Consider the following 15,433-nt stretch of genomic DNA (forward strand, 5'->3'; position numbering starts at 1 on the left):
CTTCAGCCCTGATCAACCCTGGAGCGGCGTGTCGATGATCGCGAGCCGCTGCTCGTTCTGCTTGAAGTTGACGCTGGCGACCCCGAGCATCGAGCGGAGCTTGGCGTCCTCGACCTTCATCGGTCCGGGCGAGGGGGCGGCGCCCGGCGCCGGCTGCGGGAAGGCGGTCGAGCGCGCGGTATGGAAGGTGACGTTGCCCTCGACCTTCTGCATCACCTGGTGAATGTGCCCGTTGAGCACGGTGACCGAGCCAAAACCCTTGACGTATTCGAGCGCGCGGCCGCCGTCCTCGGTGCCCCAGCCCCATTCCGGATAGACGGTCCAGAGCGGAATATGCGCGAACAAAACGACAGGCGTGGATTTCGACTTGCCGCGGAGGTCGTCCTCGAGCCAGGCGAGCTGTTCGGCGCCGAGATTGCCGAGACCGCCGGCCTTGAGGTCGACGACGTTGACGAGACCGATGAAGTGCACGCCGCCGGCGTCGAAGGAGTACCAGCCCTGACCCTTGGTGCCGCGGCCGTAACGCTCGCGATAGAACTTCACCTCTTCGTCGAGGAAATCATGCTCGCCGGGCACGTAGTGCACGTCCAGCTTGGACTGCGAGATGATGCGATCGGCGTTGTCGAACTCGGAAGCCTTGGACAGATGGGTGATGTCGCCGGTGTGGATCATGAACGACGGCTTGACCGGCATCGCATTGATCTTGTTGACGGCTTCCTCCAGCGTGCCCAACGCATTGGGGTTGGCTGGCTTGTCGAAGCCGACATGGCTATCGCTGATCTGGAGGAAGGTCATGCCCGGTGCCGCGGCGGTTGCGGCTTGCGCGGAATCGATGATGCCGAGCGAGCGCGGCACGCCGCCCGTGATGGTCCAGAGCACCCCGGTGCCGGCCCATGTCATGCATTCCAGCACCTTGCGGCGGCTGACGCCGTCGTCCCCGTGATCGTGTCCGCTCATCGCACGTCTCCTTTGGCCCGGAATTGGGCCGTCTGGGAGGTGATCGGGGGAGGAACGGGTTTATTCGCGGGGGGCGATGACGTTTTCGTGAGGTGGGGTCACATATGCCGTTTGAGCCCTTGGCCCGGCGCACTCTGCTGCGCTGCATCCGGGGCTTGGGAGGTGACCGAGGATCTACGCCGAAAATTCCCGGACCGCCCGCAGCACAAGGGCGGGTGCTTCCTGTGCCACACAGTGGCCGACGCCTTCGAAGGCGAGGGCACGGGCGTGCGGCATCAGCGCCGTCGCGCGTGAGGCCATCTCCTTGTAGATCGGCCCCGACGTCTCGGCTGTCGTCACCGTTACGGGGCACGCGATCTCCCCGAACCAGGTGAACGGATTACCGCGCGCGTCGCCGGCATAGACCTGCTCCATCGCCTCGTAGATCGGATGCAACATCGCGGACTCGATCTCAGGCGTGCAGCAGAGCCGCACCCGGCCATTGTCGAGCGGCGTGAAACCGTGCTGCACATAGGCCCACAGCGAAGCCTCGGTCCAATCCGCAAAAGCGGGCGCAGCACGATAGCGTTTGAAGACGGCCTCGTGACTGTCGAACTCCGCCTGCCGGCGCAGCGCGCCCTGCACGCGGGACAGCGATTGTTCACTTAATCCGGCCGACGGCTCGCGCGCTGCATGCGGGTTCATCACGGTTGGCTCCATCACGAACAGGCGTGTGAAACATCCCGGTCTCATCTTGGCCGCCAGCAACAGATCGGTTGCGCCCGCGCTGTGGCCGATGCCGTAGACCTCGCCCAAGCCCAGCGCGTCGATCACGCGGCAGATATCCTCGGCATAGTCAGCAAAGTGATAGACGCGAGGCTTGTAGCTTGCGCCGTGGCCGCGGCGATCGAGCCCATAGACGGTGTGGGTCGATGCGAGATCGCACGCGACCTCATCCCAGACGCCGGCGACAAAGCCGGTACCATGCACGAGCAGGGCGGGCGGTTTGCCGCTCTCGCCCCATTGCACCATGGCAATCTCTGCGCCGGCGGGACCGATGGAAAAGCGGTGACGGATCATGCTGATTGGATGCTATCTCGCATCCTCCAGGATCATCGTTGCGCCCTTCTCGGCGATCATCGCGGTCGGCGTGTTGGTATTGCCCGAGGTGATCGTCGGCATGATCGAGGCGTCGACAACGCGCAGGCCGGCGAGGCCATGGAAGCGCAGGCGTTCGTCGACCACGGCCATGGGATCGCTCGCCGATCCCATCTTCGCCGTGCCGACGGGATGGAAGATCGTGGTGCCGATGTCGCCGGCGGCTTTGGCGAGCGAGGCATCGTCGTCGCCGACGGTGGGGCCGGGCAGATATTCGCTCGGCCGATATCTTGCCAGCGCCTTCTGCTGCATCAGGCGGCGCGTGGTGCGGATGGCGTCGGCACCGACCTGGCGGTCGTCATCGGTCGACAGATAGTTCGGCGCGATGATCGGCTTCTCGTCAGGCGTCGCCGAGCGTAGCCGCACGGTGCCGCGAGAGGTCGGCTGCAGATTGCAGGCGCTCACGGTGATCGCAGGGAAGCGATGCAGGGGATCGCCGAATTTGTCGAGCGACAGCGGCTGCACGTGGAATTGGATGTTGGCGCGCGCACGCGTTGCGTCGGAGCGCGTGAAGATACCGAGCTGCGACGGCGCCATGGTCAGTGGACCGCGGCGGCGGAAAGCATAGTCGAGGCCCATCAGACCGCGACGGAACAGATTGTAATAGGTCTCGTTCAGCGTCCGCACGCCTTCGACCTTGTAGATCGCGCGCTGCTGCAGATGGTCCTGCAGATTGCGCCCCACACCGGGCTTGTCCATCACGACGTCGATGCCGAGCGGAGACAGCCAGTCGGCAGGGCCGATGCCGGAGCGATGCAGCACCTGCACCGAGCCGATCGAGCCCGCCGAGAGGATCACCTCGCGCTTGGCACGCGCCTCGACGATCTCGCCGTTCTGGATGAAGCGCACACCGACGGCGCGGCCCTGCTCGATGATCAGGCGATCGACCAGTACATGCTTCTCGAGCCGCAGATTGGGGCGGTTTAGCGCCGGCTTGAGGAAGCCGCGCGCCGACGACCAGCGCCGGCCGCGCTTCTGGTTGACGTGGAAATAGCTCGTGCCTTCGTTGTCGCCGGTGTTGAAATCGGGGATGCGCTTGATGCCCATTTCTTCTGCGGCGTCGCCGACGGCATCGAGAACGTCCCAGGACAGCCGCGGCGCCTCGATGCGCCAGCCGCCGCCGGCCCCGTGATGCTCGCTTGCGCCGAGGAAGTGGTCTTCCAGCCGCTTGAACAGTGGCAGCACGTCATCATAGCCCCAGCCGGTCATGCCGAGCTGGCGCCAGTGATCGTAATCGGCGGCCTGACCGCGCATCGAGATCATGGCGTTGATCGCCGAGCAGCCGCCGATCACCTTGCCGCGGGGATAGGCGAGCGCGCGGCCGTTCAGCCCCGGCTCGGCCTCGGTCTTGAACATCCAGTCCGAGCGCGGATTGCCGATCGCAAAGAGATAGCCGACGGGGATGTGGAACCAGATCCAGTTGTCGTCGCCGCCGGCCTCGAGAATGAGGACGCGGTTCTTGGGTTCGGCCGACAGCCGGTTGGCAATGATGCAGCCGGCCGTGCCGGCGCCGACGACAATGTAGTCAAACTCACCTTCGAGCCGTCTTGGCATTCTGCTTCCACCCGGATGGTCTCTAAACGTTCTGTCCTAATAGGCAGACGGAGCTGGCCGGGACAAGCCCGGCCATGCCGCGCGGGCAGGGCTAGGCCCCAGCCAGAGGCAGTTGGGTGGACTGCCGCTTGCATGGTAGACAGGCCGGCAATTTCAACAAAGCTCGAGACCCCTCCATGCCCATCGTGAACCGTGTCGCCGACCTCCAACCCGATATCCAGGCCTGGCGGCGGGACATCCATGAGCATCCCGAGCTGCTGTATGATGTCCACCGCACTGCAGCATTCGTCGCGGACCGCCTGCGTGAGTTCGGCTGCGACGAGGTCGTGACCGGCGTCGGCCAGACCGGCGTGGTCGGCGTGATCAAGGGCAGCAAGCCGGCCGGCGAGGGGCTCAAGGTGATCGGCATGCGGGCCGACATGGACGCGCTGCCTGTCGAGGAACAGACCAACCTGCCTTACGCTTCCAAGACTCCGGGCAAGATGCACGCCTGTGGCCATGACGGCCACACTGCGATGCTGCTCGGCGCCGCGCGCTACCTCGCCGAGACCCGTAACTTCGCAGGCGATGCCGTGGTGATCTTCCAGCCGGCCGAAGAGGGCGGCGCCGGCGGCGCGGCCATGGTCAAGGACGGCATGATGGAGCGCTTCGGGATCGAGCAGGTGTACGGCATGCATAACGGTCCCGGCATCCCGATCGGCTCGTTCGCGATCCGGCCGGGCCCGATCATGGCGGCGACCGACGAGGTCGACATCATGATCGAGGGCCTCGGCGGCCACGCCGCGCGTCCGCACAAATGCATCGACCCCGTCCTGGTCGGTGCTCAGGTGATCACCGCGCTGCAGTCGATCGTCGCGCGCAGCGTCGATCCCTTGGAGTCGGCCGTGATCTCTATCTGCGAATTCCACGCCGGCAACGCCCGCAACGTCATTCCGCAAACCGCGACGCTGAGGGGCACCATCCGCACGCTGACGCCGGAGGTGCGCAAGCTGGTCGAGAAGCGTGTCCGCGAAGTGGTGGCGGGCGTGGCACAGATCACCGGCGCGAAGATCGATCTGCACTACAAGCGCAACTATCCCGTCGTGAACAACCACGCCGCTGAGACCGAGGTCGCGGCGCGCATTGCCAAGCAGGTCGCGGGCGAGGCCAATGTGCTCGAGATGCCGCCGCTGATGGGCGGCGAGGACTTTGCCTATATGCTGGAAGCGCGTCCCGGCGCCTTCATCTTCTGCGGCAACGGCGATAGCGCCGGCCTGCATCACCCCGCCTACAATTTCGACGACGAGGCCATCGTGTTTGGCACGTCCTTTTGGGTCAAGCTGGTCGAGGAACAGCTCGCAGCCTCTTGATGCGCTGATCGAGAGCTCAAACGAAAAGGGCCCGTGCATCGCACGGGCCCTCTTTGCTTCTGTGCCGTGTCGCGGCTCAGAACACGTGGGAGAACAGATAATAGAGCACGCCCGAGATCAACATTGCGGCCGGCAGGGTCAGCACCCAGGCCATCGCAATGTTGCGGATCGTGGCCCATTGCAGGCCCGAGCCGTTGGCGGCCATCGTGCCTGCGATGCCGGATGACAGCACGTGGGTGGTCGAGACCGGCAGGCCGTAGACGTCGGCGGCGGCGATGGTGGCGGCCGCGGTGATCTCGGCGCAGGCGCCCTGCGCGTAGGTCAGGTGGGTCTTGCCGATCTTCTCGCCGACCGTGACGACGATGCGCTTCCAGCCGACCATGGTGCCGAGACCAAGCGCGATGGCGACCGCGATCTTCACCCAACCGGGGATGAACTTCGTGGCGTTGTCGAGCGAGCCCTTGTAGGCATTGAGCACGGTCACGTCAGCGGAGCTGAGCTCGGCTTCCTTGTCCTTCATCAGGAAACGCAGCGCTTCCGAGGCGAGGTACATGTCGTTGCGGGTGTTGCCGACGAGGTCGGCAGGCACCTTGGCGAGTGAGCCGTAGGTGGTCACCTGCTTGGAGATGTCGCGCACGAGCACGGCGAGCGACGGGAACGTGCCGCCATTGACCTCGTGTTGCGCGACATAGTTGGTCACGGCGGGGCGCGGGTTGCCGATCACGCTGTAACCGGCGGCCTTGCCTTCGATGATCTTGCTGGCGGCCTCCGAGTTCTGGCTAAACGCGGCGATCTGGCTCTCCGGCAGCGCGCGGTTGAGCGCGTAGGCGGTCGGCACGGTGCCGATCAGGATCAGCATGATCAGGCCCATGCCCTTCTGACCGTCATTGGAGCCATGGAAGAAGCTCACCAGCGTGCAGGTGAGGATCAGGATGCCGCGGATCCACCAGGGCGGCGGCTGGTCGCCCTTCGGCTCGCCGAACAGAGCGGGCGTGGCGCGCAGCAGCACGGTGCGCAGGATCAGGAGGAGGCCGGCGGCGAGCGCGAAACCGAACAGCGGCGACAGCAGCAGCGCCTTGCCGATATTGGTGGCCTGGGTCCAGTCGACGCCGGAGGTGCCGCTGCGGCCGTGCAGGCTGGCGTTCATGATGCCGACGCCCATGATCGAGCCGATCAGGGTATGCGAGCTCGAGGCCGGCAGGCCGAAATACCAGGTGCCGACGTTCCAGATGATGGCGGCGATCAACAGCGCGAACACCATGGCGAAGCCGGCGCTGGAGCCGACCTGGAGGATCAACTCGACCGGCAGCAGCGAGACGATGCCGAACGCGACCGCGCCCGAGGACAGCAGCACGCCGAACAGGTTGAACATGCCGGACCACACCACGGCGACATGGGCAGGCAGCGAGCGGGTATAGATCACGGTGGCAACCGCGTTGGCGGTGTCGTGGAAGCCGTTCACGAACTCGAAGCCGAGTGCGATCAGAAGCGCGACGAAGAGCAGGAGGAAAGGAGCTAAGGTCTTGACCTGTGCGCCGGCCGCGTCGACGTCGATCCAGATGCTGTAGGCGACGAAGAGCAGTGCGGCGGCGATCACCCCCATATAGATCACGCCGGTGAGCGGATGGAATCCGCGATTGAGGTCTGGCCCCTTACTCAAGGCCGGCTCGATGGAGCCCGGCAAAGCAACGTCACTCATTGAAAATTCTCCTGTCCCAAGGCCCGCGACTTTGCGCGCGGCATGTGACAGGCGGTTGAAATGACGGGCAGACACTTGAAATGGCGCGAGTTCTCCCCCGGCTTGTGACATGCATCCGGGTTGCGTCAGGCGGCGCGCGGAGCCTTTTTCAGCAAGCCGGCGGCGATCTTCAGGTCTTCGACAAAGCGCTGATATTCCAGCACCTTGGCGTCCGGATCAGGCAGGCGCAGCAGATAAGATGGATGCACCGTCACCAGAGTCTTGCGTCCGTCGGGGAGGTCTATGAGCCGTCCGCGGGTCTTGCCGATGGGCGTGATCTTGCCGAACACGCTCTGTGCGGCGGTTGCGCCCATCGCCACGATCAGCTCGGGCTGAATTGCCGAAACCTCCCGCTCATACCATTGTCGGCATGCCTTGATCTCCGGCGTTGCCGGCTTCTGGTGCAGGCGGATCTTTCCGCGCGGCACGAATTTGAAATGCTTCACCGCGTTGGTGACATAGACCTTCGTGCGGTCGACGCCGGCTTCCGCGAGTGCGCGGTCCAGCATCTGGCCGGCCGGGCCGACGAAGGGATGGCCGGCGAGGTCTTCCTTGTCGCCGGGCTGCTCGCCGACCAGCATGATGGTGGCGTCTTTCGGGCCTTCGCCGAACACGGTCTGGGTCGCGTCCTTGTAGAGCGGGCAGGCGCGGCAATGCGCGGCTTCCTCGCGGAGCGCTTCGAGATCGTCGGCGGCAGGTTTACGTTTCATCGGAGCCTCCGGCCGCTTTTGAGGCTTGTGCGGATCGGTTGCGGCGTTGGCGATCATGGCGCCGGTCATGCGCTCGGCGTCCTCGATCAGGGGTTTAATGATCGAGGCCTCGGGCAGGTTCCTCCAGTATTTTTTCGGCATCTCGGCCTGCATCGCCTTCACCTTCAAACGTGCCGGATTGAAGATGCTGGCGTAGTAACGCTGCCAGGTTTCCTCGAGCCGGTCTTCGCTTGGCGCCTCGCTCTTGCTCACGCCCGGCGTGAACGAGAGCGCGTGACCGTCCCAATGTGCGCAGAGGTCCGGCGTCAGGATCGACCAGGGCATGTCGGCAAAACGTTTGGCGAAAAACGGCGCGGCAAGCTCGACGATGTGATGTTCCGGTTCGAACCAGGCGACGTAATGTGCCGCGCGTTCGCGTCCGATCTCACGGAAGCGGACGAAGGCATGCATCTTGTGCTCGTCGCGATGAACCGCGCGTGCCATCGCGATAGCTAACGCGACATCGGGATCGGTCGCGACCTCGATGAGATCGTGATTGTCCCTCAAGCGCCAGAGCAGGCGATAGAGGATCGCAAAGCGCTCGCTATCGCGATGCAGGATTGCGGCCTGGGCGAGGTCGACGAATTTTGCCGACACGCTGAAGGTGCCCTCGTTCACCTCGAGGATTGGAGACGGGGCGGATGGTGCGAACAGCTCCGCTTCGCCGCCCTGCACGGTCCAGGTGACCTCATTAGGATTCACATGACGAAGCACGAGCGTCCGCGCGGCTTTACGCCAGCCGTCGAAATCGGTTTCGGTGTCGAGGATGATGTACTGCATCAGAAGCCAAACCCCAATTGTGTTGCCTTCGGCTTGAAACGCTCGATCAGCCGCGCCTCGTCGAGGCGGTGCGGCGAGGGGCGGTGATCGCTGAGGACGATGAACGGCAGCGCCTTGCTGCGGGGCACGTGCAGCCGCGCGAGATCGGACAAGCGGATCGTGGTCGTGCGTCGCGTCGCGATGATGCGTTCGACCGCCTTGGTGCCGAAGCCCGGCACGCGCAGCAGCTCCTCGCGGCTGGCGCGGTTGACGTCGAGCGGGAAGCGGTCGCGATGGCGCAGCGCCCAGGCGAGCTTTGGATCGATGTCGAGCGGCAGCATCGCGCTGTCGTCGACGATCTCCGCAACGTCAAAGCCGTAGAACCGCATCAGCCAGTCGGCCTGGTAGAGCCGGTGCTCGCGCAGCAAAGGCGGCTGTACCAGAGGCAACGCGCGGCTCGCGTCGGGGATCGGGCTGAAGGCGGAGTAATAGACGCGCCTCAACCGGTATGAACCATAGAGATTGGCGCTGGTGTGGAGAATGGTGTGATCGTTCGCGCCATCGGCGCCGACGATCATCTGTGTGCTTTGCCCGGCAGGTGCGAAACGCTGCGGCTTTGCCTTCGTCTTGGTGCTGCTGATATCCTCGGCTTCGTCGAGCTTCAGCCGCAGCCGGCCCATGGTGCGGCGGATCGCGCGCACGTCTTTTTCGGGCGCGAATTGCTGCAGGCTGGTCTCCTGGGGCATCTCGATATTGATGGAGAGACGGTCGGCATATTTGCCGGCTTCCGTGATCAGCGCGTCGTCGGCTTCCGGAATGGTCTTGAGATGGATGTAGCCGCGGAAGTGATGCTCCTCGCGCAGCTTTCGCGCGACGCTGACCACTTGCTCCATTGTGTAGTCGGGGCTGCGGATGATGCCGGAGGAGAGGAACAGTCCTTCGATGTAATTGCGCCGGTAGAAGTCGAGCGTGAGCTTGACCACTTCGTCGATGGTGAAGCGGGCGCGCGGCACGTTGGAGGAGGCGCGGTTGACGCAATAGAGGCAATCGTAGTTGCAGGCATTGGTCAGCAGCACCTTGAGCAGCGAGATGCAGCGGCCGTCCGGCGCGTAGGAATGGCAGATGCCCATGCCCGGCGCGGTCGAGCCCATGCCCTTGCCGTCGCTGGAATCCCGCTTCTCGGTGCCACTGGAGGCACAGGAGGCGTCGTACTTGGCGGCATCCGCCAGGATCTCCAGCTTACGTTGTACGTCCATCCCGGAATCCCTTTGATTCAACTCATGAATCCGATAGGGCGCAATTCGATTGACTCTTCGCGCGCCGTTAGCTTTATATTAGAACATATCATGAACAAATGAGCCAGCCGGTGGTTCTCTTTTTGAGAGGCATCGGCAATCACCTCTGAAGGAGCGGCGAGCATGAGCGGCGCACGCATGAGCGCGCTTGCGACCTTGCGCAGCCAGATCGAGCGGATCGAGACGGCGGAAGTCGGGCATCATCACGACCGCGTTGCGCTCGGTCACAGCGAAGTGGACCACGCCTTGAAAGGCGGACTCGCACGCGCGGCGATCCACGAGGTGTTTTGCGAAGGGCGTCAGGGCGCGGTTGCGACCGGCTTTGTCACCGGGCTTGCGGGCCGCGTCACGACGCAGCGGCCGCTTTTGTGGGTGCGGCAGGATTTTTCGGAGCTCGAGGCCGGCGCGCTGTCGATGAGCGGGCTCGCCGAGCTCGGCCTCGATCCGCGCCGCGTGGTGATGGTGCGGGCGGCTGACGTCGAGAGCGCGCTGCGCACCTCGGCCGATGCGCTCGCCTGCGATGCGCTCGGCGCCGTCGTGCTCGAGCTCTGGGGCGAGACCAGGCAGTTCGATCTGGTGGCGAGCCGCAAACTGACGCTGGCCGCGCAATCGTCCGGCGTCACCGGCTTGCTGTTGCGGATGGCGGCGCAGCCGCTGCCCTCGACTGCGGAAACGCGGTGGATGCTGCGCGCCGCGCATTCGCCGCCGGGTTCAGCTTCAATGCCTGCGGCGCCTTGGAGTGCCTGGGGCGCGCCGCGTTTCGATGTCGAGCTGTTGCGTAACCGTCATGGCCCGTGTGGCCGGTGGATCATGGAATGGAAATGTGATGAGTGCCAGTTCTCTGAACCGTCGGCGTATCCTCAGCCTGTGGCTGCCGCGCCTGCCCATCGACCGGATCCAGCGGTTCTTCAACAGCGCCGGGCTGGGTAAAACCAATGATCCCAGCATTGTCGTCATCAAGGACACCAATGCGCTGGTGATCCATGCGCTCGATGAAGCCGCCGAGCGCCTCGGCCTGCACATTGGCCAGCCGCTGGCCAATGCCCGGGCGATGTGCCCGGACTTAAAGGTGTTCGACGCCGATGTCGTGGCCGATGCCAAGACGCTGAGCGACATCGCCGACTGGTGCGATCGCTTCACGCCGCTGGTGGCGCTCGATCCGCCGCACGGGCTGTTCCTCGACATCACCGGCTGCGCGCATCTGTTCGGCGGCGAGGCCGCGCTGTTGCAGACGCTGGTTCGCGCGCTGGCGCGCCAGGGCTTTGCCGTCGGCGCAGCCATTGCCGGCACCTCGGTCTGCGCGCGCACGCTGACACGGCAGACGCCTGGCGTTATTGTTGCCGATGGCGGGGAGGCGGCGGCGATCGACCGCTTTCCGGTGTCCGCGCTTGGTGCCGACGAGACGATTACGACTGGCCTGCGCCGCGCTGGCTTGAAGACCATCGGCGATGTCGCCTCGCGCAATCCGAGTGAAATCACGGCGCGGTTCGGTGCACGGTTCTCCACGCTGCTCGCGCATGCGCTGGGGCAGGGCGATGCGCCGATCAATCCGCGCAAGCCGCTGCCCGACTACATCGTGGAGAAACGCTTCGCCGAGCCGATCGCGACCGACACCATGATCGCGATGACGCTGTCGCGGCTGGCCGATACGTTGATCGCGTCCATGGAGAAGCAGGGCAAGGGCGCGCGCCGTCTGGAGGCCGCGTTCTTCCGCACCGACGGCGTGGTGCGTGCGATCATGGTCGAGACCGGACGTCCCGTGACGCGAAGTGCCGTGATCGACCGGCTGTTCCGCGAACGGCTCGATGCGCTCGCCGATCCGCTCGATCCCGGTTTCGGTTTCGACATGGTGCGGCTGTCGGCAAGCCGCACCGAGATCGTGGTGCAGGAGCAGCGCGATCTCGATGCCCACGTCCATGACAATGACGAACTTGCCGCGCTGATCGACCGCATCGCCGCGCGGATCGGCGGAAAACGCGTCGTCGTGCATCTGCCGCAGGACACCCATATCCCCGAGCAGGCGGTGCTGGCCGCGCCGGCGCAGCATCATCTCGCCGTCGCCATGCAGGCCGAATGGCCGGCGCGCGCCGAGAGCGAACCGCCGCTGCGTCCCCTGCGGCTGTTCGACAAGCCGGAGCCGGTCACCGTGCCGTTTGCGACCGTGCCGGACGGTCCGCCGCATCAATTCACCTGGCGGCGCGCGAAACACGCGGTGGTGCGGGTGGAAGGGCCCGAGCGCATCGCCATGGAATGGTGGCGGCAGGACGGCAAGCAGCTGACGCGGGATTATTTCCGCATCGAGGATGCCGAGGGCCTGCGCTTCTGGATCTTTCGCGATGGTCTTTACGAGGGCGAGGTGTTCGACGCCGACGGCAAGCCCGCGCCGCCCAACTGGTATGTGCACGGTCTCTTCGCATGAATACGCTTGCTTATGCCGAGATCGGCATCACCACCAATTTCTCCTTCCTGCGTGGCGGCTCGGATCCGCGCGCCTATGTGCACCAGGCCAGCAAGCTCGGCATTCCCGTGATCGGCATTGCCGATCACAACACGCTCGCCGGCGTGGTGCGGGCCTACAGCGAGCTCGACAATGACAAGGTGCTGCACAAGCCAAAGCTGCTGATCGGCGCGCGCATCGTCTTCATCGACGGCACGCCCGACATTCTCGTCTACCCGCGCGACCGCGCCGCCTATGGCCGGCTCTGCCAGCTTCTGACCCGGGGCAAGCGCGGCGACGACATCACGCGGATCGAGAAGGGCGAATGCCATCTCACCTTCGCCGATTTGCTGGAGTTTTCTGAAGGCCAGCTCCTGGTCCTGACGCTGCCGCATCGCTTTGAGGATGCGAAGGCGATGGATGTGCTTTCAAAACTCAAAGCCAGCCGCTCCGAAGGCGTGTGGCTCGCCGCGAGCCTGATCTATCGCGGCGACGACCGCCGCCGCCTGGCGCGGCTCGACAATCTCGCCGCCAAAGCAAAAGTGCCGCTGCTCGCGACCAACGAGGTGCTCTATCACGATCCCGGACGCCGCCCGCTGCAGGATGTGCTCACCTGCATCCGGGAAAAGACCACGATCGAGGCGGTCGGACGTAAGCTGGAAGCTAATGCCGAGCGCTTTCTGAAGACGCCCCGCGAGATGTCCCGGCTGTTCCGCGATTTTCCCGAGGCGGTCGCGGAGACCATGCGCTTTGCGGACACAATCGAGTTCTCGCTCGATCAGCTCAAATACCAGTATCCGGACGAGCCGGTGCCGCCGGGCAAGACCGCGCAAGGGCATCTGGAGGACCTGACCTGGGCGGGCGTCGATAAATATTTTGGCGGCAACATCGACGACAAGCTGCGCGCGACCCTCAAGAAGGAGCTCGCGCTGATCGCCGAGCTGAAATACGCGCATTACTTCCTGACCGTGCACGACATCGTCCATTACGCCCGCAGCCAGAACATTCTGTGCCAGGGTCGCGGCTCGGCGGCGAATTCGGCCGTCTGCTACGTGCTCGGCATCACCTCGGTCGACCCGACCAAGGTCGATCTGTTGTTCGAGCGCTTCATCTCCAAGGAGCGGCTGGAGCCGCCCGACATTGACGTCGATTTCGAGCATTCGCGCCGCGAGGAGGTGATGCAATATGTCTATCGCCGCTACGGCCGCCACCGCGCCGCGATCATCGCCACCATCATCCACTATCGTCCGCGCAGCGCCATCCGCGATGTCGGCAAGGCGCTGGGCCTGACCGAGGACGTCACCGCCGCGCTCGCCGACACCGTCTGGGGTAGCTGGGGCAAGGGTCTCAACGACATGCAGGTCAGGCAGGCCGGGCTCGATCCGCAAAACCCCATGATCAACCTCGCGGTCGAGCTTGCGACCGAGCTGATCGAATTCCCGCGCCATCTCTCCCAGCATGTCGGCGGCTATGTGCTGACGCAGGACCGGCTCGACACCTATGTGCCGATCGGCAACGCGGCGATGGACGACCGCACTTTTATCGAGTGGGATAAGGACGATGTCGACGCGCTCAACATGATGAAAGTCGACGTGCTCGCGCTGGGCATGCTGACCTGCATCAGGAAATGCTTTGATCTGATCGATCAGCACAAGGGCAAACGCTGGGTTCTGGCGACCGTCCCGCAGGACGATCCCAAGGTTTACGACATGCTGTGTGAGGGAGAATCGCTCGGCGTGTTCCAGGTCGAGAGCCGCGCGCAGATGAACATGCTGCCGCGCCTGAAGCCGCGGACCTTCTACGATCTCGTCATCGAGGTCGCGATCGTGCGTCCGGGGCCGATCCAGGGCGACATGGTGCATCCTTATCTGCGCCGGCGAAACGGTCTGGAGAAGGTGACCTATCCCTCGCCATCGCCCGAGCATGGTCCCGCGGATGAGCTCTACAAGGTGCTGCACAAGACGAAGGGCGTGCCCCTGTTCCAGGAGCAGGCAATGCGTATTGCGATCGAGGCAGCAAAGTTCACCTCTGAGGAAGCCAACGGCCTGCGCCGCTCGATGGCGACCTTCCGCAATGTCGGCACCATCGGCCAATACGAGGAAAAGCTGATCGGCAACATGGTCGCGCGCGGTTACGATGCCAATTTCGCCAGAAGCTGCTTTGACCAGATCAAGGGTTTCGGCTCCTACGGCTTCCCGGAGAGCCATGCCGCGAGCTTCGCCCAGCTCGTCTACATCTCGTCATGGTTGAAATATCATCATCCCGACGCCTTCTGCTGCGGCCTCCTGAGCTCGCAGCCGATGGGCTTCTACGCGCCGGCGCAGATCGTCGGCGATGCCCGCAAGAACGGCGTCGAGGTGCGCGAGATCGACGTGTCCTACAGCTTTGCGCAGAACACGCTGGAGAACACTGACGACAGATATTGCGCCGTCCGCCTGGGTTTTCGCCAGATCGACGGGTTTCACTGGCTCGATCCCGATGAGGAGTTCCTCAAGGCGGAGCAAGCGAAGCGGCAGGACAAGGTCCATGTCACTCAGGAGGACTGGGCCGATCGCATCATCAAGGCTCGCGACCGCCAGCGGTTCACCTCGCTCGAAGATTTTGCCCGCGACACCGGCCTGCCCAAGCGCGCGCTGATCCTGCTGGCGGACGCTGATGCATTCGGCTCGCTCGGGCTCGATCGCCGCGAGGCGCTGTGGCAGGTGCGGCGGCTGCCCGACGATGTGGCGCTGCCGCTGTTCGAGGCGGCGACCGCGCGCGAGCAGCCGGACGAGCATGCCAAGCCACTCCCCGTGATGCCGCGGCCCGAACAGGTCGTCGCCGACTACCAGACCATCCGGTTGTCACTCAAAGGCCACCCGATGGAATTCCTGCGCGAGACGTTTTCGCGCGAGCGGATCGTCGCCTGCAAGGAGATCAGTCACGAGAACGAGCGGCGGCGCGTCCGCTGCGCCGGCGTGGTGCTGGTGCGGCAGCGGCCGGGCAGCGCCAGCGGCGTCGTGTTCATGACGCTGGAGGACGAAACCGGCATCGCCAATGTCGTGGTGTGGCCCAAGGTCATGGAGCAGTACCGCAAAGAGGTGATGGGTGCGCGCCTCATCGAGGTCCAGGGCTATATCCAGAGCAGCCCCGAGAAGGTGACGCATCTGATCGCCCAGCGCATGATCGACCGCTCGCACGATCTGGTCGGGTTGGCCAATGACGCGCTGAGCCGCAAGCCTCCGGTCCCGGCAGGCGCCGACCTGATCGAGTCGCTCAATGACGACCGCCGCGACCACGCGGACATGCCAGCCCAAAAAATCCGCCACCCCCGCAACGTCCGCATCCTGCCGCCGTCGCGGGATTTTCATTGAGGCTGTGAGTGCGGAATGTTGCCTCACCCGTCATTGCGAGCTTCGCGGGCAATGACGAGTCTGTTGAAGCGATCGCGCACCTCACCCTCAGTCGTCATGCCCGGG

Annotated in this window: 10 protein-coding genes; 4 read left to right on the top strand and 6 right to left on the bottom strand. The window is 64.6% G+C overall.

Annotated elements, in window-relative coordinates:
• Positions 1–12 precede the first annotated feature (12 nt).
• From JQ587_RS08620 to JQ587_RS08630, 3 genes are all read right to left on the bottom strand, one after another.
• Positions 13–957, bottom strand: a complete 945-nt coding sequence (locus JQ587_RS08620; protein ID WP_212425022.1) for a metallophosphoesterase family protein — start codon at positions 955–957, stop codon at positions 13–15.
• 174 nt (positions 958–1,131) lie between these two features.
• Positions 1,132–2,016 (bottom strand): alpha/beta fold hydrolase, encoded by an 885-nt coding sequence (locus JQ587_RS08625; protein ID WP_212300320.1) that lies wholly within the window; start codon positions 2,014–2,016, stop codon positions 1,132–1,134.
• Between the two features lie 12 nt (positions 2,017–2,028).
• Entirely contained in the window at positions 2,029–3,648 is a 1,620-nt protein-coding gene (locus tag JQ587_RS08630) for a GMC family oxidoreductase (protein ID WP_212300321.1), read from the bottom strand.
• A gap of 176 nt (positions 3,649–3,824) precedes the next feature.
• On the opposite strand from JQ587_RS08630, the gene JQ587_RS08635 reads away from it, so the two are divergent.
• Entirely contained in the window at positions 3,825–4,997 is a 1,173-nt protein-coding gene (locus JQ587_RS08635) for a M20 aminoacylase family protein (protein WP_212300322.1), read from the top strand.
• 76 nt (positions 4,998–5,073) lie between these two features.
• Here the strand turns inward: JQ587_RS08635 and JQ587_RS08640 are convergent, their stop codons facing one another.
• The 3 genes from JQ587_RS08640 to JQ587_RS08650 all read right to left on the bottom strand — a co-directional run bounded on the left by JQ587_RS08640 (position 5,074) and on the right by JQ587_RS08650 (position 9,499).
• Positions 5,074–6,696: an inorganic phosphate transporter gene (locus JQ587_RS08640; protein ID WP_212300323.1), complete on the bottom strand. Its 1,623-nt coding sequence runs from the start codon at positions 6,694–6,696 to the stop codon at positions 5,074–5,076.
• 125 nt (positions 6,697–6,821) lie between these two features.
• Positions 6,822–8,264 (bottom strand): UdgX family uracil-DNA binding protein, encoded by a 1,443-nt coding sequence (locus tag JQ587_RS08645; protein WP_212425023.1) that lies wholly within the window; start codon positions 8,262–8,264, stop codon positions 6,822–6,824.
• Positions 8,264–9,499, bottom strand: a complete 1,236-nt coding sequence (locus tag JQ587_RS08650; protein ID WP_212300325.1) for a putative DNA modification/repair radical SAM protein — start codon at positions 9,497–9,499, stop codon at positions 8,264–8,266. Before JQ587_RS08650 ends, JQ587_RS08645 begins: the two co-directional genes overlap by 1 nt.
• 162 nt (positions 9,500–9,661) lie before the next feature.
• Between JQ587_RS08650 and JQ587_RS08655 the strand changes: the two genes are divergently transcribed.
• The 3 genes from JQ587_RS08655 to JQ587_RS08665 are packed head-to-tail and all read left to right on the top strand — an operon-like array spanning position 9,662 to position 15,328.
• Positions 9,662–10,468 carry an ImuA family protein gene (locus JQ587_RS08655; RefSeq protein ID WP_212300326.1) on the top strand — a complete coding sequence of 269 codons (807 nt, stop codon included), beginning with the start codon at positions 9,662–9,664 and terminating at the stop codon, positions 10,466–10,468.
• On the top strand, positions 10,365–11,957 hold the full coding sequence (locus JQ587_RS08660; protein ID WP_212300327.1) for a Y-family DNA polymerase: 1,593 nt from the start codon (positions 10,365–10,367) through the stop codon (positions 11,955–11,957). Before JQ587_RS08655 ends, JQ587_RS08660 begins: the two co-directional genes overlap by 104 nt.
• Positions 11,954–15,328, top strand: a complete 3,375-nt coding sequence (locus tag JQ587_RS08665) for an error-prone DNA polymerase (protein WP_212425024.1) — start codon at positions 11,954–11,956, stop codon at positions 15,326–15,328. The genes JQ587_RS08660 and JQ587_RS08665 overlap by 4 nt, the downstream gene beginning before the upstream one ends.
• Positions 15,329–15,433: the final 105 nt, after the last annotated feature.

The organism is Bradyrhizobium manausense, assembly GCF_018130615.1.
Classification (GTDB): Bacteria; Pseudomonadota; Alphaproteobacteria; order Rhizobiales; family Xanthobacteraceae; genus Bradyrhizobium; species Bradyrhizobium manausense_A.

What these genes read in the sequence shown, in the direction of transcription:
- JQ587_RS08635 (WP_212300322.1), top strand. Translation starts at nt 3,825, where the DNA reads ATGCCCATCGTGAACCGTGTCGCCGACCTCCAACCCGATATCCAGGCC.
- JQ587_RS08630 (WP_212300321.1), bottom strand. Translation starts at nt 3,648, where the DNA reads ATGCCAAGACGGCTCGAAGGTGAGTTTGACTACATTGTCGTCGGCGCC.
- JQ587_RS08640 (WP_212300323.1), bottom strand. Translation starts at nt 6,696, where the DNA reads ATGAGTGACGTTGCTTTGCCGGGCTCCATCGAGCCGGCCTTGAGTAAG.
- JQ587_RS08665 (WP_212425024.1), top strand. Translation starts at nt 11,954, where the DNA reads ATGAATACGCTTGCTTATGCCGAGATCGGCATCACCACCAATTTCTCC.
- JQ587_RS08660 (WP_212300327.1), top strand. Translation starts at nt 10,365, where the DNA reads ATGAGTGCCAGTTCTCTGAACCGTCGGCGTATCCTCAGCCTGTGGCTG.
- JQ587_RS08625 (WP_212300320.1), bottom strand. Translation starts at nt 2,016, where the DNA reads ATGATCCGTCACCGCTTTTCCATCGGTCCCGCCGGCGCAGAGATTGCC.
- JQ587_RS08650 (WP_212300325.1), bottom strand. Translation starts at nt 9,499, where the DNA reads ATGGACGTACAACGTAAGCTGGAGATCCTGGCGGATGCCGCCAAGTAC.
- JQ587_RS08645 (WP_212425023.1), bottom strand. Translation starts at nt 8,264, where the DNA reads ATGCAGTACATCATCCTCGACACCGAAACCGATTTCGACGGCTGGCGT.
- JQ587_RS08620 (WP_212425022.1), bottom strand. Translation starts at nt 957, where the DNA reads ATGAGCGGACACGATCACGGGGACGACGGCGTCAGCCGCCGCAAGGTG.
- JQ587_RS08655 (WP_212300326.1), top strand. Translation starts at nt 9,662, where the DNA reads ATGAGCGGCGCACGCATGAGCGCGCTTGCGACCTTGCGCAGCCAGATC.